The sequence below is a fragment of the Streptomyces tropicalis genome (genome assembly GCF_029269835.1).
Taxonomy (GTDB): domain Bacteria; phylum Actinomycetota; class Actinomycetes; order Streptomycetales; family Streptomycetaceae; genus Streptomyces; species Streptomyces tropicalis.
The window spans coordinates 132,408-154,538 of sequence record NZ_JARJBB010000008.1 but is presented as its reverse complement, the minus strand read 5'-3'; the positions used below and the strand labels follow the sequence as shown (position 1 = coordinate 154,538).

Here is a 22,131-nt window from a genome sequence, read left to right as displayed (position 1 = left end):
GGAAGTCGACGTTCAGGTTGTCGACACCCGCTCGCTGGCTGCTGAAAGGGCGCACACGTGGCCGGGGAGACCTCGTATACGCCCACCGGCTCCTGTCACCAGGGCAAGGAGTCCGGGCGGCGATTCCACCACCAGCCAGGCGCTGAGGCCGTGTCCCGTGTGCAGGCCAGTTCCTTGCGGAGCAGGCCGTCGACGTCGTCGACTGTCAGCTCTGCGAACAGGGTGTCCAGGGGATCCAATGCGTTCTGGAGCAGTGCGACCAGGTCTCCCGGGAGCTGATGGCGCACCCGTTCCAGCTCGTCTCGCGCTTCGAGTCGCTCGCGATAGAGGTCGGACGGACACCAGCCGGAGGGAGCCCAGGCGGCTTCCAGATGCCGTACGAGCTTCTCCCAGGCGTGCAGGCGAGTGCTCGCCGTCCAGAACGGGGTTCCCGTGGTGCCGGTCTCCCGCGGGTGCAACCTGTTCAGCTCCGCGTCGAAGGCATCGGCAAGCGGGGTGGCGATCCGCAGTTCGCGGACCACCTCCGGGATGCGGGCGACGGTCACATGCGGAAGCCGGTCGACGGGAGCCTCGACCCTGTCGATGGTGTAATGCGGATCTTCGTCGTCGGAGTCGTACAGGCGTGCCCGCGTGACGAGTCCTTCTTTCGTGGCCAACCAGTACGCACTCGGCGGCGCTTCCTCGGCCGGAAAGAACACCACGGTCTCGGCGGCCCGCGCGAGTGCTGAAGCCAGCTCGTGCTCGCTCGGCTGTGGTTGCACCGCTTCCTGGACGTAGATGTCCAAGGAAGTGGACACATCCCCTCGGAGCGTTGCCATGTCGCACAGCACCAGAGCATCCCAGTTGCGCTGATCCTGGTCGCCGGCCTCGTCCGCCACGTCCACCTCCTGCACAGGCACCTGCAGGCACCAGGCAAGCGCGGCCTTGACGGTGTCGGGGATCAAGGACCCCACGGTGAGGAGGTTGTACGTCATTGCGGATAAGTCCCGTTGTAGATGTCCAGGGCCTTCTGCACGGCCTCCGGATTGTTTGTGAAGCGTGGATTCCGGGTCAACTGCGGTGCAGCGTCGATGTCCCCCTTGGCTTTCGCGAGCTGCTGGAGCGCGGCGTATTCGTTCCGGTCGAGCTTGACGATGCCCTTACCGCTGTCGGGGTACACCCTGCCTGTGTCTTCGACTCCGTAGCTGCGTCCGTTCACCTCATAGCGACTGGTGTTCGGATCCCAGGTTCCCTTGCCGGCAGCGATGTCGGAGACATCCTGGCTGATGTCCTGCTCGTAGCCGCGAAGTACGACGCTGTTCGCCTCCTTGACCTCGCCACGGCCTGACCCTGAGATCGTATGCCTCGCGTTCGGGGGCTTGAGCTCCTTGCCCGCCGCTGGTCCTTCCACCCCTCTCGCCGTGGGCCACGGCCCCCTTCCCGGGCCCACGCCCCCGGCTCCGGAGTCGCTGGTCCTCATCGCATAGCGGTCACCGGCCGCAAGGTCGTCAGCGGCTCCCGCGACCTCCCCCCGGAGCCCGGCCAGGGCCATACGAGGGCCGGCCAGATCGATGTCGACGGTGTCGAAGAAACTACGCAGGGCTCCGGAACGAATGACCTGCGCCGTCGCCCCGGCCCCTCCGAGGAGGCCGCCGAGGAGGGCGCCGGACACCCCGGCATCGTGGGCCTCGTCGAGGCTGAGACCGCCCTTCTGCTCGCCCAGTGCAATGGCCATGGGCTGGGTGAGTGCGAGGTTCACGGCGACGGATTCGACGCCGGCGAACGTCGCCGACGACAGAGTCGTGGCCGCGATGGCGGCGATCTCCTCCGACACCGCGACGCCCAGGCCCGCGGCGGCGTCCGCGATCCCGGCCGCCACCGCCACGGCGGCGTCCTCGGAGAGGCTGAAGGTGACGACGGCGAGGGCCCCGCCGACCACGAGCGTGGCACCGGCGATCTCCAGCTCGTGCTCCAGCTTCTTCTTCACCCCGTGGATGAAATCCGCATACGCATCCAGCGCCTTGGCCATGGCGCGGGCGGAGTCGGCGAGATCCTTCAGCCAGCCGCGCTTGTCGTGGTAGTAGCGGCGCCAGAACGGGTCGTCGAAGGCGGATATGGCCTCGCCCTTGTTGTGCTCGATGATGGAGCGGGCCGCCTTGTTGGCACCGGACGTGACATCGTCGACGTCGTCGGCGAAGTCCCGCCACGTCCTTGCGGCATGCCGCAACCCACCCTCGTCGGCCGCCGGCCACCACATGCCGGTCATGTCTTGGACGATCTTGCGGGCCTTGTCCGCAACGCTCACCGGCCGTCGTCCTCGGTGCCGTGGTCGACGTGGATCCGGCTGAACATGCTGCGAATCAGCTCTTCGTTGTCGATGTGACCGTCCGCCATGTCGACCATGGCCTCGCGAATGCTGGCCAGACCATCGGCCAGGATCTGGGTGGCGTGCTCGATCTGCGGGACGTGCGGGCCGTACACCTTGTGGAACTTCTCGCCCTGCTCGTCGTCACCCCACGGCGACCCCGCCTCCGCCAACCCCTGCTTCAGCTTGGTCAGAGCATGTGCAAGGGCAACGCTTTGATGTTCGAAAAGGGGCGCTGCCGCCTTGAGGTCGACGATCTTAATGTCGAGTATCTCGCCACTGTCACCCATGACTTGACGTCCTCCCCCTCCGTTAACTGCCCGGATGCTCGACCCTAGCCGTCGATCACCCTTTTACGATCGCACGAGCGCAAAGGGCGAGCAAAAGCCTCGTTCACCGGCCGTGAGCACTCTCACAACTCATGGGCATGAAGCTGGTGAACAGGCCCAGTTCAGCGCATGATCTCGTGGATTGTTACGAGGTCGGGGACGGGACCGGAGAATGTGCAGAAGCACACCACTCGGGCCGGTCCTCTTCTCAGCAACGGCACCCCGCAAGGTCGTCCCGGGCCGCACCCGGATCCCAACGGGCTTCCGGCGGTGGATGCCGCATCCGCGTCGATCATGTTGCCCCGCCCATTCAGCCAAACGCCAGCTGCTCTGCCGGGCCACCGGAGACATCAGGCTCTGCACGTAGCCCCGCATCCGCCGCTGAAGATCCACCCGCGAAAACCGGCCACCCGCCCGAACAAAGTCCAGTTCCGCCGCCCGCACCTCGGCATCAACCATCCCCACCATGCCCTGCGAACGACGCCGACCAGCTCAGGGCCATAAATCTCACTGGAGTACTAGGGTGCGCCCATGCGACCGATGAATGGGGACCGGGTGGCCGAGGCCGTGGCGGGCTGCACGGCGGTGCTGCGCACGGCCGTCGACCGCGACTGGAGGGCCGTCAGGGCCGGGAATCTCGACTGGGACTGCCACACCACGGCCGTCCATGTGGCCGACGACCTGATCGCCTACGCCGCCAACCTGGCCGGGGGTGCCCAGGACGACTACGTGCCCTTCGACCTCGCCCTGGACGAGGGCACCGCCAACGCGGGGCTGCTGCACGTGATCGAGGCGACGGGCGCCCTGCTCGCCGCGGCCGTGAACACCGCGCCGCCCGGCGCCCGCGCCTTCCACCCGTACCCGTTCCGCAGCGCGGACCGCGAGGGCTTCGCCGCGATGGGCGTCGCGGAGGTGCTGCTGCACACCCACGACCTCGCCCAGGGACTCGGGCTCGCCTACACGCCGTCGGACGACCTCGCCGAGGCCGTCCTGACCTGGCTGTTCCCGCATGTCCAGCCCGGTCCCGCGCCCTGGCCGACGCTGCTGTGGGCGACCGGCCGCGGCGAGCTGCCCGGCCGTGCCGCGGTGACCGAGTGGCGCTGGCGCAACAACCTCGCCCTGCCCGCCGACCGCCTGACCCTGACCGGCCTGCGCCCCGCCGCCGCCCGTGATCTGGCGCTGGGCGGCGACGGGGGCTTCTCCTGGGTGCCCGGCGGCCCGTACGAGGGCACGCGGGACGCCGCCGGCTTCCTGCGCAAGGCGTACGAAGCGGGGGTGCACCGGCCCGAGTTCGGGGTGTTCGTCATCGTCCGGCACGAGGACGGCCGTGCCGTCGGCGGCATCGGCTTCCACGGCCGGCCGGACACCGAGGGGCGCGTGGAGATCGGCTACGACCTCGCCGAGGCCGCCCGGGGTCACGGCTACGCCACGGAGGCGCTGCGCGCGCTGGGCGTGTGGGCGCTGGACCGGGACGAGGTGCGGACGGTGTGCGCCACCGTCGAGCGGGCCAACGTCCCCTCGCAGCGTGTGCTGGAGCGGGCCGGGTTCGTCCGGGCCGACGAGGCCGGTGGGAGCGCCGGGGCCGGTGGCGGCACGGCGCAGTTCTGCTACGAACTGCGTCCCTGATCGCGGCGCTTGGGGCGGCGCAGCCCGGACGCGTGCAGCAGCCGCACCACCTCGCGGCTGCTGATCTCGACCGCCCCGGCCGCGACGGCGTCCGCGTACCGGTGCGCGGGCAGGTCGTAGTGGTCGCGTTCGAAGGCGCGGTGCGGCACGCCCAGGCGCTCGGCGAAGCGGTGGAGTTCGTCGTAGGAGACGTCGCTGACGACGTGCGACCACAGGCGCCCGTGTCCGGGCCAGGTGGGCGGGTCGATGTAGACCGTCACGCCGCGGCCCTCCGGCGCGGCGCCGTCACGAGGCGGGTCCCCCACCGGTCGCCCGCGCCAGGCCGCCCACCGGCGCCACCCGCACGCCCGCCTCGGAGCACACCCAGTGCGGGTCGGGTCCCAGCTCCGGCTCGACGCCGAGGGCGTGCGGGTCGCCGGTGCCGCACACCGGGCACAGCGGCCAGCGCCCGTAGCGGTCCAGCAGGGCGTCCTGGACGTCCTGGGCGACCAGGCCGGCCACGAAGGGAGCGCCCTCGGGCCACTGCTCCACCCACCAGCGGCGCTGGACGACGGAGTCCTCCACGAGCGAGACCACGTCCGCCTGCGCGACGTCGCCCGCCACCAGGTCGGCGAGGACGAGGGCGCGGGCGGCGTGCAGAGCCTGCTCCAGGGGGCTGAGGGGGTCCATGCCTCCATTGTGCGCACTCTTGACCGCACCACGGAACCGAAAATAGCTTTCACGGTGTGACACAGGACGTGAAGGAAATTTTCGGCACCGCGGGTGCCACCGGCGGCGCGCCTCCCGCGCCGGCCGCCCTGGCCGCCAAGGTCCGCACCCTCGCCCCCTCGATGACCCGCTCCATGCAGCGCGTCGCCGAGGCCGTGGCCGGGGACCCGGCCGGCTGCGCCGCCCTCACCGTCACCGGACTCGCCGAGCTGACCGGCACCAGCGAGGCCACCGTGGTGCGCACCGCCCGACTCCTCGGCTACCCCGGGTACCGGGATCTGCGCCTGGCCCTGGCGGGGCTCGCCGCCCAGCAGCAGTCGGGCCGCGCGCCCGCGATCACCACCGACATCGCGGTGGACGACCCGATCGCCGACGTCGTCGCCAAACTCGCCTACGACGAGCAGCAGACGCTCGCCGACACCGCGGCCGGACTGGACACGGTGCAGCTCGGCGCGGCGGTCGCCGCACTGGCCGGCGCCCGCCGCACCGACGTGTACGGCATCGGCGCGTCCGGCCTGGTCGCCCAGGACCTCACCCAGAAGCTGCTGCGCATAGGGCGGATAGCCCACGCGCCCAGCGACCCGCACCTGGCCGTCACCAACGCGGTGCAGCTGTGCGCCGGGGACGTGGCCGTCGCCATCACCCACTCCGGCTCGACCGGTGACGTGATCGAGCCGCTGCGCGTCGCCTTCGAGCACGGCGCCACCACCATCGCGATCACCGGGCGGCCGGGAGCACCCGTCACCCAGTACGCCGACCACGTGCTGACCACGTCCACGGCCCGCGAGAGCGAGCTGCGCCCGGCGGCGATGTCGTCGCGCACCAGTCAACTGCTCGTCGTGGACTGCCTGTTCGTGGGCGTCGCGCAGCGGACGTACGACTCGGCCGCGTCGGCGCTGGCCGCGTCCTACGAGGCCCTGGCCCACCGGCACCGCAGCGCCTCGCGCTGACCGGGCGGTGGGCAGACGCGGGCGCCCGCCGGCCTCCGCGGGCCGGCGGGCGCTGCCGGGGCGTCACATCTTCGGCATCAGCACGGTGTCGATGATGTAGACGTTGGCGTTGGCCGTCTTCACGTTGCCGCAGACCACCTTGGCGGAGTCGTTGACCGTGTAGGACTCGCCGGAGCCGGCGGTCTTCAGGGTGCCCTTCTCCAGCGTCGGGTAGGTGCCCTTCGCCAGGTCCTTCGGAGCGAGCTTCTGGCCGACGACGTGGTAGGTGAGGATCTTCGTCAGCATGGCCTTGTCGCCCAGGACCTTGTTCAGCGTGGCCTTCGGGATCTTGTCGAAGGCGTCGTTGGTCGGCGCGAACACGGTGATGTTCTGCGCGTTGTTGAGGGTGTCGACCAGGCCGGCCTTCTTCACCGCCGAGACCAGCGTGGACAGCGCCGGGTTGTGGGAGGCGGCGGTGGCGACCGGGTCCTTGGCCATGCCGTCGAAGGAGCCGGCGCCGTTCTGCGGGACCGCGGAACAGGCCGGGCCGAAGGGCTGGTCCATGCTGCTCGCGCTGCTGCTCGAACCGCCCATGTCGCCGCCGCCCTTGGAGGCCGTCGCCGACGCCTTGCTGTCCGAGGCACCGGACGTGCCCGAGTCGCCGCTGCCCGAGCAGGCGGTCAGGACCAGGGGCAGCACGGCGGCGGCAGCGAGGAGACCGGTGGTACGGCGGATACGGGTGTTCATCATGTTTCTCCTGATCAATGCGCGGCGTTCTGTGTCCGCGCTCGGGGGTGCAGGGGGAAATCGGTCCGGGAGGGCCTGCCGGCCCTGCTGTTCGGTTCGGAGCGGCCTCAGTCGACGGTGACCACCACGGAATGCCGTCCGCTGGCGCCGTCGGGGATGGTGCGGGCTCTCTTCTCCGTCTGCACGGCTCCGGTGCGGTCGGTGGCGCGGACGGTGAGGGTGTGGCCGCCCTTGGCGGCCTGCCAGGGAAGGGACCACTGGCGCCAGGTGTCCCGGGTGTCCTCGGCCGCGAGGGTGGCCTGCTGCCAGGGGCCGTCGTCGACGCGGACCTCGACCTTGCCGATGCCCCGGTGCTGTGCCCAGGCGACCCCGGCGATCATCACGGTGCCCGCCGCGGGCCGGGCGAACGGCTTGGGGGTGTCGATGCGCGACTCCGTCTTGACCGGCGCCCTGCGGGCCCAGCCCCGCTTGACCCAGTAGGGGTCGTAGGAGTCGAACGTGGTCAGCTCGATGTCCTCGATCCACTTGCAGGCGGACACGAAGCCGTACAGGCCGGGCACGACCATGCGGACCGGGAAGCCGTGCTCGAAGGGGAGCGGCTCGCCGTTCATGCCGACGGCGAGCAGCGCGTCGCGGCCGTCCATGACGTCCTCGACGGGGCTGCCGATCGTCATGCCGTCGACCGAGCGCGCCACGAGCTGGTCGGCCGGGCCGCCCCTCGACGGAGGCCGCACCCCGCACTCGGCGAGCAGGTCCGCCAGGCGTACGCCGATCCAGCGGGCGTTGCCCACGTACGGACCGCCGACCTCGTTGGACACGCACGTCAGGGTGATGTCCCGCTCGACCTGCTCCCGGCGCAGCAGGTCGTCGAAGGTGAGGACGGCCGGTCGGCGCACCCCCTTGCCGTGGATGCGCAGCCGCCAGCCGGCGGCGTCCACCCTGGGGACCACCAGGGCGGTGTCCACGCGGTAGAAGTCCCTGTTCGGGGTGACGAACGGGCTGATCCCGGCGACCCGCAGCCCGGCCCCCTCCGGTACGGGCCGGGCCGGTGACCCGGGGCGGGGCAGGACGACCTGCTTGCGCGAGGCGACCGCGTTCTGCCCGCGCGAGCCGTTCAGCGACCGGCCGGCCGCGCCGGCGACGGCGGAGGCCGCCGCGGCGGAGGCGGCCGCGACGACGAACCCGCGACGGTCCCATCCCCCGGCGGCAGACGATCCGTCCGCCGCGTCAGCGGTCGCGGGCCCGTCCCCGGCCGCAGGCCCGTCTCCGGCCGCGGATCCGTCCCCGGTCGCGGACCCGTCCCCGGCCGCGGATCCCGACCGGGCGGCGGGCGGCCGCCGCACCGCGGTCAGGCGGCCCGCCAGGACGTACAGCAGCAGCGCCCCCACGACGGCTCCGACGGCGGAGGGGAGCGCGTCGGTGAGGCTGCGGGAGTCGGGACGGCCGACCGCGGCCGCCGCCCCGATCGCGCCGAACACGAGCACTCCGGCGGATCCGGCTCCGCGGAACCGCACCGCCAGTGCGCCCAGCGCCAGGGCCAGCACGGTCAGTACACCCAGGATGCCGAGCTGCAGCACGAGCTTGTCGTCGGTGCCGAAGTGACGGATCGCCCAGTCCTTGACCGGCGCCGGCGTCACGTCGATGGCCGCGCCTCCGACCGCGACGACCGGGCCGGCCTCCGGGCGCACCGCGGGCGCCACGAGCTCGGCCACCGCCAGCGACGCGAAGCCGGCCAGCAGGCCGCTCAGCGCGCCCAGCGCGCCCAGCGCACCCGGCGTGGGGCGCGGCGGACCCGGCCGCCCTCGCTGATCCTTCTCGTCGTCCTTCACGCCGGGAATCCGGTCCTGCCGCCGCAGCGGATTGGTGAATCCCCCGATCGGAGGAAAACGGATCTCACACCCATCCGGCACGCGTTCGGCAACGAATGAAGGGCCGAGCTTCGCCGGCTCCGTGCGGCTGGCTCAGCCGGATGGTGCCCTGTCCGGCGGGCCGCCGGGCCGGTGCCGCCAGGTGCGCGGACTGCAGCCGAAGTGCTCCCGGAACCAGCGGGAGAAGGCGCCGGGCGAGGAGAAGCCGAGGAGCGACGGTATCTCCGCGAGCGGTTGCGCGGGGCTGCTCACGAGCCGCGAGGCCAGCCGCCCCCTCGTCTCGTTGAGCAGTTCGGTGAAGGTATTCCCGGAGGCGGCCAGCCGACGGTGCAGGGTGCGCCGGTCGACGCCGAGGCTGCGTGCGACCTGTTCCGCGGAGCAGGAGCCGGTGGGCAGCAGCACGGTGATCAGGGCCCGCACCCGGTCCACCGTGGTGACCGGCCTCGGCCGGGACCGCACCGATTCCACGTACTCGCTGGCGTAGAGCAGGAGTTGCGGATCCGCGCCCGGGATCGGGATGTCCAGGTCGTCGGCGTACATCGTGATGCTGTTGGACCGGCACCCGAATTCCACGACGGAGTCGAAGAAGGCCTGCTGCGCCGTGGGGTCCTCCGGCGCGGAGTGCGTGAAGGAGGCGCGGAGCGGCCGCCATCCCTCGCCCAGCCGGCTGCGCAGGATGTCGGCCCACACGCCCAGGACCAGTTCGGACGACTGCCGGAGTTCCGCGCCCTCCACTTCGAGGCCCGCCGTGATGGTGGCCAGCCCGTCCTGTTCGGACAGCCGGCTGTCCAGGGCCTCGTTGTACATGGCCTGGTGGCTGATCAGCGTCCTGACGGCGGTGCGCAGGTCGGGGGCGTCGCGGACCACGAGGCTCACCGGTCCGAGGGTGGAGAGCCGGCGCATGGACACCATGAGCAGCCCGAAGTCCTGCCGGCCGCAGGCGGCGGCGGAGATCTCCAGCAGGCGGACCGCCGCGTGGGCGGGTATCCAGCGGTCCGGCACATCGAGGTCGGCGGGGTCGAGACCCACCCGGGCCAGCAGCGGTCCGGGGTCGACGTCCAGGGACCGGCAGAGCCGCGGGTGTCCCGTCAGCATCGCCGTCCGGACGAAAGGTTGCACTGTGCCACTCCAGGTCGAGACGGACCGGGTGGGCGGCCGTCCGTGTCTCTGCCGAGGACGACCGGCCTCATGCCGGCCTTGGGGACCCGAGGGGGTCCGGTCGCGGTGCCGAAGCCCGTTCTTCCGTCGTGCTGCCGGGGTCCGGCGGAGACGTCCCGGACAGCACGACACAGACGGAGGCAGTCGTTCCGGTACAGCATGACAGGAACATTCCACGGCGTCGTCACGGCGGCAGCCCGTACGGCCGCCCACCCGCCGGAGGCGTCGTGCGGGCCGGGGCCCGAGGTGGGGACGGGCCGGGATCCGCACCCAAGGGAAGCCCTCCTGACGCTGGTTGACGCTTTTGTGACCGTCCGTCCTCGGTTTGTGACTCTTCGGCCGGGAGGCCGCCCGGCAGCGCGCGGCCCGGGGGCGCCGAGGCATGCGGACGACGTCCCGTCAGGTGAAGTCCGCGTCCCGGTCGGTGATGTCGGCGCGGGGCGCCGCGCCAGCGACCCGCTCGCCGTCCGCGACCCTTCGGCACTCCCAAGTGCACTGCAATACATGAGAGTTGACGGTCATGAGGGTCACCCGTCCGGGCGGCCCGGCGCGACACGGCGGCAGCCGCGACCTCCGGGCCGGACCGGCCCCGGAAACGGCGCGCCTTGCCCGCGACACCGTGCCTTGCATACTGATCTCCGCACCCTCCCCACAAATCCTTCACACGTGGGGAGTTTCTTGTGTCGGCCTCCCCCGAGCGACCGAGTCCCACTGCTTGCCGTGGCCTTCCCGCCGCCCCGCGGTGGGAAGGACGGTTCCGGGTCTTCGTCAACGAGGAATCCATGCCCGCCTTCTGCGCACACTGCGGCAGTCCGCTGACCGCCGAGGGGCGCTTCTGCGCCTCGTGCGGCCGCCCCCACACCGGCTCCGGTCCCGCTCTCCCCGCTCCGGCGGTCACGGCGGCGGCTTCCGTCGCCGCGCCGCCCGCGGCGCCCCTGCTCCCCCCGGCTCCGCAGGCCCCGACGTCGGCTCCGGTCCCGCCGCCGCCCTCCGGTCCCCCGAGCGCCCCGGCGTGGGGCCCCTCCTCCGCCCCGGCCGCGGGCCTCCGCCCGGCGGGGCCGGGAGCCGCCCCCGTCACGGCGGCACTGGAACGGCTGCTGCGGGGCGACTGGTCGGCTCCCGCCCGCATCGCCGCCTGGCCCACCGCCCTCCTGATCGTCCTGGCCCTCGCCGCCGCGTCCGTCGTGGACGTCAAGGGGGTCGGGTTCGGCGACCTGTTCACCGCGGCGCTCGCCCTGGTGCTGTCGGCCCTCGGAGCGCACCCGGGCCTCGCGCTGACGGCGCGCGACGGGTTGCCGGCCTCGGCCGACCTCTCCCTGGTACCGCTGGGCGTCACGGCCCTGTGGGCCACCGCGCTCTGGGCAGGCGCCCGGTGGCACCAGCGCCGCACGGCGGGCACCGGCAGCCGGACGCCCGCCGCGGACGACGTCCTGCCGGCCGTGCGCGGCGCGCTGCTGACCGCCGCGGCCACCGGGCTTCTGGCCTGCGCGGCGGGCGTGTCCCTGACCGTGCCGGGATCGGGGCCCTCCGACATGGCGGCGGACTCCATGGACGGCTCCTGGGCGTCCGGCGGTATGGCCCTGTCGCTCTCCTGCTCCCCGCTGCGCGCGGCCGGGTGGTCCCTCCTGCTGGCGTCGGCGGTGCTCGTCCCCACCCTGTGCCGGGCGGCCGTCACGCGGGCAGCCGCCCGCCGGCCGGGCCTCGCCTCCTGGCTCCGCGCGGCCCGGCCGGCGGCCGCGTCCCTGGCGGTGGCGGTCCTCCTGGCCGGAACGGCCGCCGCGGTGGCCCTGGTGGCCGAGGCGGGTTCCGGGGCGCTGATACCGGCGGTCCTCCTCGCGCCCAACCTCGGCGCACTGCTGCTGGGCCTGTCCTGGGGGGCGCCCGTCCGGCTGACGGTCAGCGGCGTACGCCTCCCCCTGCCCGGGGTGGAGAGCGACGCGTCGGGACAGTCGGTGTCCGCGTCGCTGTTCGACCTGCACGGCGCGTGGCTGCCCGCGCTGGTCCTCCTGGGTGCGGTCGCGGCCGTCACGCTGGGGGTGGCCGCTCTGGGCAGGACGCCTCGACAGGCCGACCGGGTCCGTTTCGTGGTGTGCTTCGCCGCGGGATTCCTGCTGTGCGCCGTCCTCGCGGGGGCCGGCGCCGGGTTGTCCCTGTCGGGCGAGGCGGCCGAACTGCTGAACGTGCTGGCCGGCTCCGGCCTGGAGCTGACCGATTCCGGGACGGTGGCGGCGAGCGCCGGGCTCGCCGTGCCCGCCGCCGTCCTCGCGGCGGTCGTCTGGGGGACCGCGGGCGTGCTCGGCGTGCCGGTCGCGGCCCATCGCCTGTTCGGCCCCGACGCCGACAGCCTTCCCGTTCTCGCCGCCGCCCTGCGGCAGCGCCTCGGGGCCGCCCGGAGCACCCTGCCGGGCGGGGGTGCCGTCCCGGCGACCGGCAGCGGGGCCGGAGCGTACGCGGCACCCACGACGGCCGCGTACGCCGCACCGACCGCGCCCCTTCCGGACCGGGCACCCGCGGCACCCGCGGCCGCGCCCGAGGACGTCCGGACTCCCGCGGACCTCCCGACCGGCGGCACTCCGGACACCGCACCGGCCACCACCACGCGGGCTGCCACCCCGGTGCCCGCTGCTTCACCGGCCGTCACCCCGGCGACCACGCCCGCCACTCCACGAGCAGCCGCCGCACCCACCGCACCGGCCGTCACCGCACCCACCGTGCCCCTGGCCGCCACCCCGCCCACCGCCCCGCCGGCCGCTGCGGATTCCCTCGTGGCCCTCCCGCCGGAGTCCCGGCCGCGGCGCCGCCTGGGCTGGGGCACCGTCGCGGCGACCGTCGTGGCGAGCGCGGTCCTCGCCGGCGGTGCGACGGCGGCCGCGGTGTGGCTCGGGTCCGATCCGTCGACCCACCGCACGCCCGCGGATCGTGCCGCCGCCGGAGCCGGCCCGGTCGCGGCCCGGTCCTCGGGCCGCTCTCCGGAATCCGTCGCGCCCGGCGGCCCGGCCGGCACCGTCGCCTCCCCCTCCGCCCCCGCAGGAGGAGGGACAGGGGTGATGTCCTCGGTGGAGGACCTGCTGAAGGAGAACGCTCCGCTGCACGGCCAAGTGCAGGACGCCCTCACCGCGGCGAAGCACTGCTGGGACGGGGCGTCCTCCGTCCGGGACGCCCACGACCGGCTGACCGCCGTGTCGGCTCACCGCGACGACCTGGCCCGGCGGGTGAGAGCGCTCGTCCCGAAGGCGGACGGTGATCTGGCGCAGGCACTCGGCGCCCTGGAACGCGGCTGGACCGCGTCCGCGATCGCGGACAACGACTACGCGATGTGGGCCTCCGACCTGGCCGACAACATCGACGCCTACCCGATCGGCGGCTGCCCGAAGGACGGGGCGATCCTGGACGGCTCCGTGGCGCAGACGCCGAACGAGGACGCCACGCAGGCGAAGAAGGAGTTCGCCGACCTGTGGAACGCGCTTCCCCCGGACGGCCGGGCCGTGGTGGACCCGAGCACTCTCTAGTGCCGCGACCGGCGAGGTTCACCGGCTCGCGACGCCCGGCACGGCGGCTCGCCGCGTTGTCGCCTCACCCGAGTACATCCAGTACGCGGGCGACGCTCCGCCGTGCGATCCACCGCACCGGACGCCGCGAGCCTTGCGGCGAACCTTTCCGGCCACGGCACCAGCGGTGCTCCGCCCCGGGTGCCCGCGACGTGATCGCGGGCACCCGGGAGTCGGGGCGAGGGGGTGCCCGCCTCCCGCCGCGATGGGCGCCCGGTCCACCGCCGGCCCCCGGAACGCCCCACCGCCCCGGCGTACCCTGGACGCGACCGCCGGGCCGGTCCGCCGGTGGGCGGGGCGGCCGGGACCGGACCACGCGAGGACTGCGCCGACCGACGACCATGAACCACGCCCAGCTCACCGCCCTGGGCCGCGCCCTCCGCCTACTCGGCGAGCACGGCGAGGCCCTGACCGGCGACACCCCCGACGCCAAGCTCCACGAGGTCAAGGCGGACCTGCGGCGCGCCCTGGACCTGCTGGACGAGACGGTCTCCGCGGCCGCCCCCACCACCCGGTGCGCCGAGCACCCGGGCGGGCCCGTGGACACCGGCGCGCCCGACCTGTGCCTGCTGTGCGAGACCCGGCGCCGGACCGCCCGCCGGTCGCAGATGGACGGCTCCTACCCGTCCTACGAGCGCCCGGCCGCCGAGCCCGTCGAGCGCACCCCCTCCCGCTACGGCGTGCGCGGCGACCGCCCGCAGCCCCAGCAGCGCTGGCTGCCGGAGCTGTGGAACGGCCGTGAGTGGCAGCTGTGCGGGACGCCGCGCCGGGACCGCCGCGAGGCCGAGGCCTTCGTCAACGCCCAGCGCCGCGCCCCGCGCGCGGCCATGGCCTACCGGCTCGTGCACGAGTTCACCGACTACGAGGTGGTGCGCATGTGGGGCACCCCGGTCCGGGTGGACATCGAGCCGATGGGCGGCGGGCTCCCTTAGGTCCCCCGCCCGCACCGACGCGGTCGTGCCGGTGGGCCGTCGGGGTGACGCCGAGTCTGGCCGAATCTCTGCGGTGCGCCCTGTCGGCGCAGGTCAGAGGCGGTGCGGGTGACCCCTCGGGGTGGCTTCCGGCCGTGTTTCGGCGGGTTTCGCGGGGAACCAGGTTTTTAGCTAGAGCTAAAGGTGGCATGCTGAAAGAGCGGCAACGTCTGTTGCCGGCAGTCGACTTGGGGGTGTCTCACTTGAGCTTCTTCGCTCGCAGCGAGAGCAACGCCGAGGTGGCAGGTGCGCAACTGGCCCGGCAGGCCACGGCCTCGCTGGCCGGGCTGCTGGCGGGGCTGGGCAGATCGCGGTCCGACCTGGCCAAGGCGATGGGCGTGAGTCCGGGTCGGGTCAGCCAGATCCTCTCCGGGGACGCCAATCTGACGGTCCGTACGCTCGCCGCGGCGGCCGAGGCGCTCGGCGCCGACGTGGAGATCAGGTTCTGTCCCCGGCCGCAGGGCGTGCAGAGCGCCACGGCCGGCAGCGACGGCGCCTCGCCCGTGCGCGAGAACGGCCTTCCCTCCCGCCTGTGAACGCGGGACCCGCGGCCGGCCCCGGCGGCCGCCGCGACCGGCTCGCCGGGGGCTCTACCTGCGGGTGCCCCGGCGGGTGAACCAGCGCCGCTGCACCGGTACCGCCCCGCTGCGGTAGGCGTCGTCGGAGACGACCTTGTCCCGCAGCGCCTCCAGCTCGGGGTGCTCCGACCGCCGGCCCAGCTGGTAGGCGAGGAGGAGCAGGTGCGCGCAGTGCGCGCGGGCCTCCTCCAGGGTCCTGCGGCACTCGAAGCTCTCGTGCTCGGTGGGCCGCCCGGGCGCCGGCCAGCGCGTCCGGCAGGCCTCGTCCGTCCTGGTCTGCACGTCGAGGGCCACGTCGATCGCCCTCTCGGTGGCGTCGTAGGCGGCGTTGACCGTCTTGGCGACGGCGTTCTGCTGGTGGCGTTCCAGCAGGTAGTGCTTGACGCCGTGGGCGAAGAGCCGCAGCTGGGCCGACTCGCGGACGTCCTCGAGGAGCCGGTCGCACCAGGTGAGGCCGTCCGTCCTGAGCCGGTATTCGAGGCGCTCCATCAGCCAGGCGACGCCGAGTGTCATGAACTTGACGTACGGCTGGGTGGTCTCGTCCTGCTTCTTGCGGGGGATCGCCGCGGCGCCGGTGGCGAACCCGGCCGCCGCCGGGGGCAGCGCCGCCAGGTGCGGCAGGAGCTGTCCCGTGCCGACGGCCACCGCGCACATCAGCACCAGCACCGTGCACGCCAGTGCCGCGGACCTGCGGCTGCCGAGCAGCCTGCCCCTGCCGTGGAAGTGGCGCAGCAGCCCGAACCAGGCGACGCCCGCGCACACCACGGCCGGTAACACGAGGTCGGTCCACCAGGTCTGTTGGTACCAGCTCATCAACGATCCCGAGTCGTTCTCCATGGACAGCCAGGACCGTCGCCGGTGAAGCTGAGGTGAGGCCGGCTCCCCCGCGGCGCGCGCCCCGTCCTCGCCCGCCCCGCACGTCACGCGCGAGGCTACAGGGAGTGGTGGTGATGATGTCACCCACGACGACGCGCGCGTCCGCGGGTGACCGACAATCGGCCACCCCGCCGTCGCATCGGGCCGCCCGAACCGTCACATCGGGGCAGCGCCGTGGTCCCCCGGACGGACGGAAGCGGCCCCCCCCCCCACGGCGGGGCAGCGTACCGGTGCGTGCGGGCGCGGGGTCAGCTGAGGGACTTCAGCGCGGCCGCGTCGTACGGCTTCAGCTCGTCGAAGCGGTCGCCGAGGACCTTCGCCGCCCACTCCGGGTCCTGGAGCAGCGCGCGGCCGACGGCCACCATGTCGAACTCGTCGCGCTCCATGCGGTCCAGCAGGTTGTCGATGCTGCCCACGGCGGCGCCCTCGCCCTGGAACGCCTTGATGAAGTCGCCGTCCAGGCCGACCGAGCCGACGGAGATGACCTGCTTGCCGGTCAGCTTCTTCGTCCAGCCCGCGAGGTTGAGGTCCGAGCCCTCGAACTCCGGCAGCCAGTAGCGGCGGGTGGAGGCGTGGAAGACGTCCACACCGGCGGCCGACAGCGGGGCCAGGATGGCCTCCAGCTCCTCCGGGGTCTCCGCCAGGCGCGCGTCGTACGCCTCCTGCTTCCACTGCGAGTAGCGGAAGATCACCGGGAACTCGGCCGAGACCCGCTCGCGGACCGCGGCCACGATCTCCGCGGCGAACTGCGTCCGGGCCACCGGGTCGCCGCCGTAGCCGTCGGTGCGGCGGTTGGTGCCCTCCCACAGGAACTGGTCGAGCAGGTAGCCGTGGGCGCCGTGCAGCTCGACGCCGTCGAAGCCGATCCGCTCCGCGTCCGCCGCCGCGTCGGCGAACGCGCCGACGACGTCGTCCAGGTCCTGCCGGGTCATCGCCCGGCCGGTGCCCTCGGTGCCGTCGATGCGCAGCCCGGACGGGCCGACCGCGGGCGCCTCCGGGAAGGGCGCCTGGCCCTGCTGGCGCACCATGCCGATGTGCCACAGCTGCGGCACGATCGTGCCGCCGGCCGCGTGCACGGCCTCGGCGACCCGCGCCCAGCCCGCGAGCTGCTCCTCACCGTGGAACCGCGGCACCCGGTCGCTCTGCCCCGCCGAGTCGTGGCCGACGTAGGTGCCCTCGGTGACGATCAGGCCCACGCCCGCGGCGGCGCGGCGGGCGTAGTACGACAGCACGTCCTCGCCGGGGACTCCGCCCGGGGAGAACATGCGCGTCATCGGGGCCATGGCGATCCGGTTGGGGACGGTCAGGCCGTTCAGCGTGACGGGACGGGAGAGGAGCCGGGCCGCGCGGGAGGCGGACTCGGGTGCGGTGACGGTCACGGTGGGGGTCTCCTCGGCAGAACGATCGGGTACCGGTCGGTATGTGCACGCGCATGCAGTGCGCCTCCGGGTCAACCGCACCTCCGGCCCGGGAATTCCGCCGGCCCCCAGGTGTGAAGCAGAACACGCCCCGCACCCACGCCGGGCGGCGCCCCGGCCACGCCCCGCGTCCGGGCGGGCTCACGGCAGCCGCGCCGTGCGGTTCAGCCGCCGCACCCGCTCCCGCAGGACGTCCCCGGGCTCCGCCTCCCCCAGCTCCCCGGGCGGGCAGTCCCACTCCCGCCCGCCGCCCACCGGCCGTAACTGCACCCGGCCGCCCACGCGCCCCATGACCTCGCCGATCCGCCCGTCCCGCGCGTCCACGGCATAGGTCCCGACCTCCGCCGGCACCTCGGGCCCGCTCACGCGTCGCCGCCCCGCGCCCGCAGCGCGGCCGCCAGCCGCGAGGCCACGCCCAGGTTGCAGCGCCCCAGGTCGACCAGCGCGAAGGGATCGCCCTGCGCGCCCGTCACCGGATCGATCCGCAGCGACGGCAGGACGATGCCCACCTCGCCCAGCGCCGCCCGCAACTGCTGGACCGCCTCCTCGGCCGTCCGCGCGGGCCGCTCGCCCCTCGCCGCCTCCGCCATGCCACGTCCCTCCATGTCGCCCTCCACTCTGAGTGTCGGCATTCACCACACAGCGTGTCCACCCCGCCTCTAACCTGGCCAGACACGGCGACCCAACAACCCCTCCTGTGTGACAGGGAGTTGCCATGCCAGGACCGAAGGACCTCGACCCGTCCTCCTCGCCCCGCGCCCTCCTCGGCGCCGAGCTGCGCCACGCCCGGGAGCGGCGGGGACTCAGCCAGGCCGAGCTGGGCGAGCCGCTCTTCGTCAGCGGCTCGTTCATCGGCCAGCTGGAGGCCGGCACCCGGCGCCTGCACCGGGAGTACGCGGTGCAGATAGACGAGATCCTGGGCACCGGCGGCTTCTTCGCCCGCAACTGCGCGGCCCTCGCCGTGTCCCGCTACCCGGACCACTTCGCGGAGGCCGCGGAGGCGGAGGCGGTGGCGACGGGGATCCGGGAGTACACACAACTTCTGATCCCGGGTCTGCTGCAGACCAGGACCTATGCGGAGGCGGTGTTCCGCGCCTACAAGCCCACCGCAGCCGACGCGGAGATCGGCGACCTGGTGGCGGCACGCCTCGAACGCGCGCACCTTCTCGACGATCCAACAACGCCGTTGTTGTGGGCGGTCCTGGACGAGGCCGTGCTCCGCCGGGCGGTGGGAGGACGCGCGGTCATGGCGGAGGCGCTGCGTCATGTGACGGGTCTGGCCCGCAGGCACCGGATCATCGTGCAGGTGCTGCCGTTCGGGGCCGGGGCGCATGCGTCGATGACGGGCGCCCTGAAGCTCCTGGAGTTCGGGGATGCTCCCCCTCTCTCCTTCGTCGAAGGCCCGGACATGGGGAAGCTGCTGGACGACCCGGCCACGGTCGCCCGGCACGTGTTGACCTTCAGCCTCCTCCAGGCTGCGGCACTCTCGCCCCAGGAGTCCCTGGCCCTGGTCGAGTCGGTGACGCAGGATTACGAGCATGGAGACCAACACGCGTGAGTACGACCTGAGCACGGCCACCTGGCACAAGTCGAGCTACAGCGGGGGTGAAGGCGGCAACTGCCTGGAGGTCGCCCGCTGGCGCAAGTCCACGTACAGCGGCGGTGAGGGCGGCGACTGCCTCGAAGTCGCCGACGGCCACCCCGCCGTCGTCCCCGTCCGGGACTCCAAGGACCCCCTCGGCCCGAAGCTCGTGTTCCGGGCCGGGGCGTGGGCGGCGTTCGTGGCGGGCCTCGGGCGGAGCTGACCCGCCCCGGGCCCGGGGCTCGAGCCCCGAGCTCCGAGCCCTCTTTCCAAGGAACGGGTGGAGGGCCCAACCCGCCCTCCCACCCGGTCCGTTGACACGGTGCAGCCGATTTGCCACGCACGGTCACGAGGATCTAGCGTGCCCGCATAACGAACAGCCCCCGCCAGGTGCGCCAACACCTGCGGGGGCTTGACCTACGAGATCGAATGAGAGTCGATCCCATGGCTGACGCCCAGTTTAGTGCCGCCCCTGGGACCGCGCACATGTCTCCGCACCCGATGGCCAATCCGGGCTACGGAAAGCGCTCCGCGCCGGACCAGTCCCCCTGCTCCCCCGCGGACTTCGCGCACCTGCCGCCCCGCGAGGCGGCCGTCGCCGCCTACCTGGACCGGCTGCCCGAGGGCGCCGACATCTCGGTGAAGACGCTGGCCAGGACGCTGCCGTACGGCCAGTGCGCCCTGCGCACGGCGCTCAACACCCTCCAGCGGGCCGGTCACTTGCGCCGGGGACGGGAGTGCGTCGCCGCCCCGGGGCCGGACGCCGGGTCGCGCTGGATCACCCGATCGTGGTTCTCCCGTACGGCACGTGACGACGCGTGGTGGGCCGCGTTCACCCGCGGGGACGTCCCCTCGCAGGCAGCACAGGCACCGGCGGAGCGGCCCCGGACCACCCTGTCCCGCGCGCACGTCCTGCTCGCCGCGCTGGGCCGCACCGCTCCGGCGCTCTCGCTCTCCCGGACCGACTGCGCACGGCTCGCGCCGCTGGTGGCGGAGTGGTTCGCGCGCGGGGCGACGGACGGGGCCGTGGTCGCCGCGCTGACCGCCGGCCTGCCCACGCCGGTGCACCACCCGGCGGCCCTCCTCCACCGCCGGCTGACGGACAAGCTGCCCCCGAAGCCCCTCCCACGGGTGCCGCTGCGGGTCCTGGAGTGCGCGGAGTGCGGGAGCCCGGGCCGCCCGGAGGCCCTGCCGGGCGGCCTGTGCGGCGCCTGCCGCGGCGGCTCCCCGGCACGCCCCGGCCCCCACCTGCCTCCCCCCGCGGTCCACGCCCACGCCGCCCGCACCCGGGCCGCCCTGGCCTCCCGCCACAAAGGAGCAACCGCGTGAACCCACCGGACACACGCGCAGGTGTGTCCGGTTTCGACAGGGAGACCCATCCGCTCGTGGAAGCCCGCCAAGGGGGTGACTCGCGCGTCCTCCACCGTCCGGACACAGGCACCGTCACCATCCATGTACTGAAGGTCGGCCGCAGCCTCTGACCCGCCCCCCGGAGAACGCCCGAGGGCGGCACTCCTTGTCTCCAGGGAGTGCCGCCCTCGGTCCGAAGGACGGTCGATCAACCAGGGGTTGATCAGAAGTCCATGTCACCGCCCGGCATGCCGCCGCCGGCCGGCGCGGCGGCCTTCTCCGGCTTGTCGGCGATGACGGCCTCGGTGGTGAGGAACAGCGCGGCGATCGACGCGGCGTTCTGCAGCGCGGAACGCGTCACCTTCGCCGGGTCGATGATGCCCTCGGCGACCAGGTCGACGTACTCGCCGGTCGCGGCGTTCAGGCCGTGGCCCGGGGTCAGGTTGCGCACCTTCTCCACCACGACACCGCCCTCGAGGCCGGCGTTGACGGCGATCTGCTTCAGCGGGGCCTCCAGCGCGAGCTTCACGGCCTGCGCGCCGGTCGCCTCGTCGCCCTGGAGCTCCAGCTTCTCGAACACCTGGGAGGCCTGCAGCAGGGCCACGCCACCACCGGCGACGATGCCCTCCTCGACGGCCGCCTTGGCGTTGCGCACGGCGTCCTCGATGCGGTGCTTGCGCTCCTTGAGCTCCACCTCGGTGGCGGCACCGGCCTTGATGACCGCGACGCCGCCCGCGAGCTTCGCCAGGCGCTCCTGGAGCTTCTCGCGGTCGTAGTCCGAGTCGCTGTTCTCGATCTCGGCGCGGATCTGGTTGACCCGGCCGGCGACCTGGTCGGCGGAGCCGGCGCCGTCGACGATGGTGGTCTCGTCCTTGGTGATGACGACCTTGCGGGCGCGGCCCAGGAGGTCCAGGGTCGCGTTCTCCAGCTTGAGGCCGACCTCCTCGGAGATGACCTCGCCGCCCGTGAGGATGGCGATGTCGCCGAGCATGGCCTTGCGGCGGTCGCCGAAGCCCGGGGCCTTGACGGCGACGGACTTGAAGGTGCCGCGGATCTTGTTGACGACCAGGGTCGACAGGGCCTCGCCCTCGACGTCCTCGGCGATGATCAGCAGCGGCTTGCCCGACTGCATGACCTTCTCGAGGAGCGGGAGCAGGTCCTTGACCGAGGAGATCTTGGAGTTCGCGATGAGGATGTACGGGTCCTCGAGCGACGCCTCCATGCGCTCCATGTCGGTGGCGAAGTAGGCGGAGATGTAGCCCTTGTCGAAGCGCATGCCCTCGGTGAGCTCGAGCTCGAGACCGAAGGTCTGCGACTCCTCGACGGTGATGACGCCTTCCTTGCCGACCTTGTCCATGGCCTCGGCGATGAGCTCGCCGATCTGGGTGTCGGCGGCGGAGATGGAGGCGGTGGAGGCGATCTGCTCCTTGGTCTCGACCTCCTTGGCCTGGTCGAGCAGGGCGGTGGAGACGGCCTCGACGGCCTTCTCGATGCCGCGCTTCAGGGCCATCGGGTTGGCGCCGGCCGCGACGTTGCGCAGGCCTTCCTTGACCAGGGCCTGGGCCAGCACGGTCGCGGTGGTCGTACCGTCGCCGGCGACGTCGTCCGTCTTCTTGGCGACTTCCTTGACCAGCTCGGCGCCGATCTTCTCGTACGGGTCCTCGAGCTCGATCTCCTTGGCGATGGACACACCATCGTTGGTGATCGTGGGGGCGCCCCACTTCTTCTCGAGGACGACGTTGCGACCCTTGGGGCCGAGCGTCACCTTGACGGCGTCCGCGAGCTGGTTCATGCCGCGCTCGAGGCCGCGCCGCGCCTCCTCGTCGAACGCGATGATCTTGGCCATGTGAAGTGGTCCTCCCAGGACTGGGGGTGATGACTTCGGACCGCGCCCGCGCCCGCGACGGACGGCCCCCGGCCTGAGGTTCCCTGCACCTCCGGGCCCGTGGCCTCACCGACCCGGTCCTTCGTTGTCACTCTCACCTTCAGAGTGCTAACGCCAATGATTAGCACTCGACCCATGCGAGTGCAAGCGCCTTCGAGGATGAGGCGGGCGGATCGGCCGCGCGCGAACGCGCCGGGCGCGCCCCCGCCGCGAC

At 73.1% G+C, this 22,131-nt stretch carries 22 protein-coding genes; 8 read left to right on the top strand and 14 right to left on the bottom strand.

Annotation, left to right across the window (positions count from 1 at the left end; genetic code table 11):
* Positions 1-95 precede the first annotated feature (95 nt).
* From P3H78_RS17855 to P3H78_RS17845, 3 genes are read right to left on the bottom strand one after another with little or no spacing between them, the layout of a single operon-like run.
* Positions 96-974: a hypothetical protein gene (locus P3H78_RS17855; RefSeq protein WP_276110000.1), complete on the bottom strand. Its 879-nt coding sequence runs from the start codon at positions 972-974 to the stop codon at positions 96-98.
* Complete coding sequence (locus tag P3H78_RS17850; RefSeq protein ID WP_276109999.1) at positions 971-2,284, bottom strand: WXG100-like domain-containing protein; 1,314 nt, start codon at positions 2,282-2,284, stop codon at positions 971-973. The genes P3H78_RS17855 and P3H78_RS17850 overlap by 4 nt, the downstream gene beginning before the upstream one ends.
* Positions 2,281-2,634 carry a hypothetical protein gene (locus P3H78_RS17845; RefSeq protein ID WP_276109998.1) on the bottom strand — a complete coding sequence of 118 codons (354 nt, stop codon included), beginning with the start codon at positions 2,632-2,634 and terminating at the stop codon, positions 2,281-2,283. Before P3H78_RS17845 ends, P3H78_RS17850 begins: the two co-directional genes overlap by 4 nt.
* 570 nt (positions 2,635-3,204) lie before the next feature.
* On the opposite strand from P3H78_RS17845, the gene P3H78_RS17840 reads away from it, so the two are divergent.
* A complete protein-coding gene (locus P3H78_RS17840; RefSeq protein ID WP_438827986.1) occupies positions 3,205-4,299 on the top strand; it encodes a GNAT family N-acetyltransferase in 1,095 nt (364 codons plus the stop codon).
* Here the strand turns inward: P3H78_RS17840 and P3H78_RS17835 are convergent.
* Positions 4,281-4,559 (bottom strand): DUF4031 domain-containing protein, encoded by a 279-nt coding sequence (locus P3H78_RS17835; RefSeq protein ID WP_276109997.1) that lies wholly within the window; start codon positions 4,557-4,559, stop codon positions 4,281-4,283. The genes P3H78_RS17840 and P3H78_RS17835 overlap by 19 nt on opposite strands.
* A gap of 25 nt (positions 4,560-4,584) precedes the next feature.
* The gene (locus P3H78_RS17830) at positions 4,585-4,968 is read right to left on the bottom strand and encodes a DUF8819 family protein (protein WP_276109996.1); all 384 of its coding nucleotides are present in this window, start codon (positions 4,966-4,968) and stop codon (positions 4,585-4,587) included.
* A gap of 56 nt (positions 4,969-5,024) precedes the next feature.
* Between P3H78_RS17830 and P3H78_RS17825 the strand changes: the two genes are divergently transcribed.
* On the top strand, positions 5,025-5,957 hold the full coding sequence (locus tag P3H78_RS17825) for a MurR/RpiR family transcriptional regulator (RefSeq protein WP_276109995.1): 933 nt from the start codon (positions 5,025-5,027) through the stop codon (positions 5,955-5,957).
* Between the two features lie 63 nt (positions 5,958-6,020).
* Here the strand turns inward: P3H78_RS17825 and P3H78_RS17820 are convergent, their stop codons facing one another.
* From P3H78_RS17820 to P3H78_RS17805, 4 genes are all read right to left on the bottom strand, one after another.
* A complete protein-coding gene (locus P3H78_RS17820) occupies positions 6,021-6,683 on the bottom strand; it encodes a fasciclin domain-containing protein (RefSeq protein WP_276109994.1) in 663 nt (220 codons plus the stop codon).
* Positions 6,684-6,790: 107 nt separating this feature from the next.
* On the bottom strand, positions 6,791-8,449 hold the full coding sequence (locus P3H78_RS17815; protein WP_276110145.1) for a sulfite oxidase: 1,659 nt from the start codon (positions 8,447-8,449) through the stop codon (positions 6,791-6,793).
* A gap of 195 nt (positions 8,450-8,644) precedes the next feature.
* Positions 8,645-9,670: an AraC family transcriptional regulator gene (locus P3H78_RS17810; protein WP_276109993.1), complete on the bottom strand. Its 1,026-nt coding sequence runs from the start codon at positions 9,668-9,670 to the stop codon at positions 8,645-8,647.
* A gap of 438 nt (positions 9,671-10,108) precedes the next feature.
* Positions 10,109-10,231, bottom strand: a complete 123-nt coding sequence (locus P3H78_RS17805; protein WP_276109992.1) for a hypothetical protein — start codon at positions 10,229-10,231, stop codon at positions 10,109-10,111.
* Between the two features lie 260 nt (positions 10,232-10,491).
* Here P3H78_RS17805 and P3H78_RS17800 point away from each other — a divergent pair, with 260 nt between their 5' ends.
* The 3 genes from P3H78_RS17800 (at position 10,492) to P3H78_RS17790 (ending at position 14,764) form a co-directional block, all read left to right on the top strand.
* Positions 10,492-13,218 (top strand): zinc ribbon domain-containing protein, encoded by a 2,727-nt coding sequence (locus P3H78_RS17800; protein ID WP_276109991.1) that lies wholly within the window; start codon positions 10,492-10,494, stop codon positions 13,216-13,218.
* A 380-nt stretch (positions 13,219-13,598) separates the two neighbouring features.
* Complete coding sequence (locus P3H78_RS17795; RefSeq protein ID WP_276109990.1) at positions 13,599-14,189, top strand: hypothetical protein; 591 nt, start codon at positions 13,599-13,601, stop codon at positions 14,187-14,189.
* Positions 14,190-14,431: 242 nt separating this feature from the next.
* A complete protein-coding gene (locus tag P3H78_RS17790; RefSeq protein WP_276109988.1) occupies positions 14,432-14,764 on the top strand; it encodes a helix-turn-helix domain-containing protein in 333 nt (110 codons plus the stop codon).
* A gap of 54 nt (positions 14,765-14,818) precedes the next feature.
* Here the strand turns inward: P3H78_RS17790 and P3H78_RS17785 are convergent, their stop codons facing one another.
* The 4 genes from P3H78_RS17785 to P3H78_RS17770 form a co-directional block, all read right to left on the bottom strand.
* Positions 14,819-15,619 (bottom strand): hypothetical protein, encoded by an 801-nt coding sequence (locus P3H78_RS17785; RefSeq protein ID WP_276109987.1) that lies wholly within the window; start codon positions 15,617-15,619, stop codon positions 14,819-14,821.
* A 311-nt stretch (positions 15,620-15,930) separates the two neighbouring features.
* Positions 15,931-17,061, bottom strand: coding sequence for an NADH:flavin oxidoreductase (locus P3H78_RS17780; protein ID WP_276109986.1), 1,131 nt, complete (start codon positions 17,059-17,061; stop codon positions 15,931-15,933).
* Between the two features lie 180 nt (positions 17,062-17,241).
* Positions 17,242-17,466 carry a hypothetical protein gene (locus P3H78_RS17775; RefSeq protein ID WP_276109985.1) on the bottom strand — a complete coding sequence of 75 codons (225 nt, stop codon included), beginning with the start codon at positions 17,464-17,466 and terminating at the stop codon, positions 17,242-17,244.
* Positions 17,463-17,732, bottom strand: coding sequence for a hypothetical protein (locus P3H78_RS17770; RefSeq protein WP_276109984.1), 270 nt, complete (start codon positions 17,730-17,732; stop codon positions 17,463-17,465). Before P3H78_RS17770 ends, P3H78_RS17775 begins: the two co-directional genes overlap by 4 nt.
* A gap of 83 nt (positions 17,733-17,815) precedes the next feature.
* On the opposite strand from P3H78_RS17770, the gene P3H78_RS17765 reads away from it, so the two are divergent.
* From P3H78_RS17765 to P3H78_RS17755, 3 genes are all read left to right on the top strand, one after another.
* Entirely contained in the window at positions 17,816-18,658 is an 843-nt protein-coding gene (locus tag P3H78_RS17765) for a helix-turn-helix domain-containing protein (protein ID WP_276109983.1), read from the top strand.
* Positions 18,639-18,905: a DUF397 domain-containing protein gene (locus P3H78_RS17760; protein WP_276109982.1), complete on the top strand. Its 267-nt coding sequence runs from the start codon at positions 18,639-18,641 to the stop codon at positions 18,903-18,905. The genes P3H78_RS17765 and P3H78_RS17760 overlap by 20 nt, the downstream gene beginning before the upstream one ends.
* Before the next feature lie 278 nt (positions 18,906-19,183).
* The gene (locus P3H78_RS17755; protein WP_276110143.1) at positions 19,184-20,011 is read left to right on the top strand and encodes a hypothetical protein; all 828 of its coding nucleotides are present in this window, start codon (positions 19,184-19,186) and stop codon (positions 20,009-20,011) included.
* 244 nt (positions 20,012-20,255) lie between these two features.
* Here the strand turns inward: P3H78_RS17755 and groL are convergent, their stop codons facing one another.
* Positions 20,256-21,878, bottom strand: a complete 1,623-nt coding sequence (groL, locus tag P3H78_RS17750) for a chaperonin GroEL (protein ID WP_276109981.1) — start codon at positions 21,876-21,878, stop codon at positions 20,256-20,258.
* Positions 21,879-22,131 lie beyond the last annotated feature (253 nt).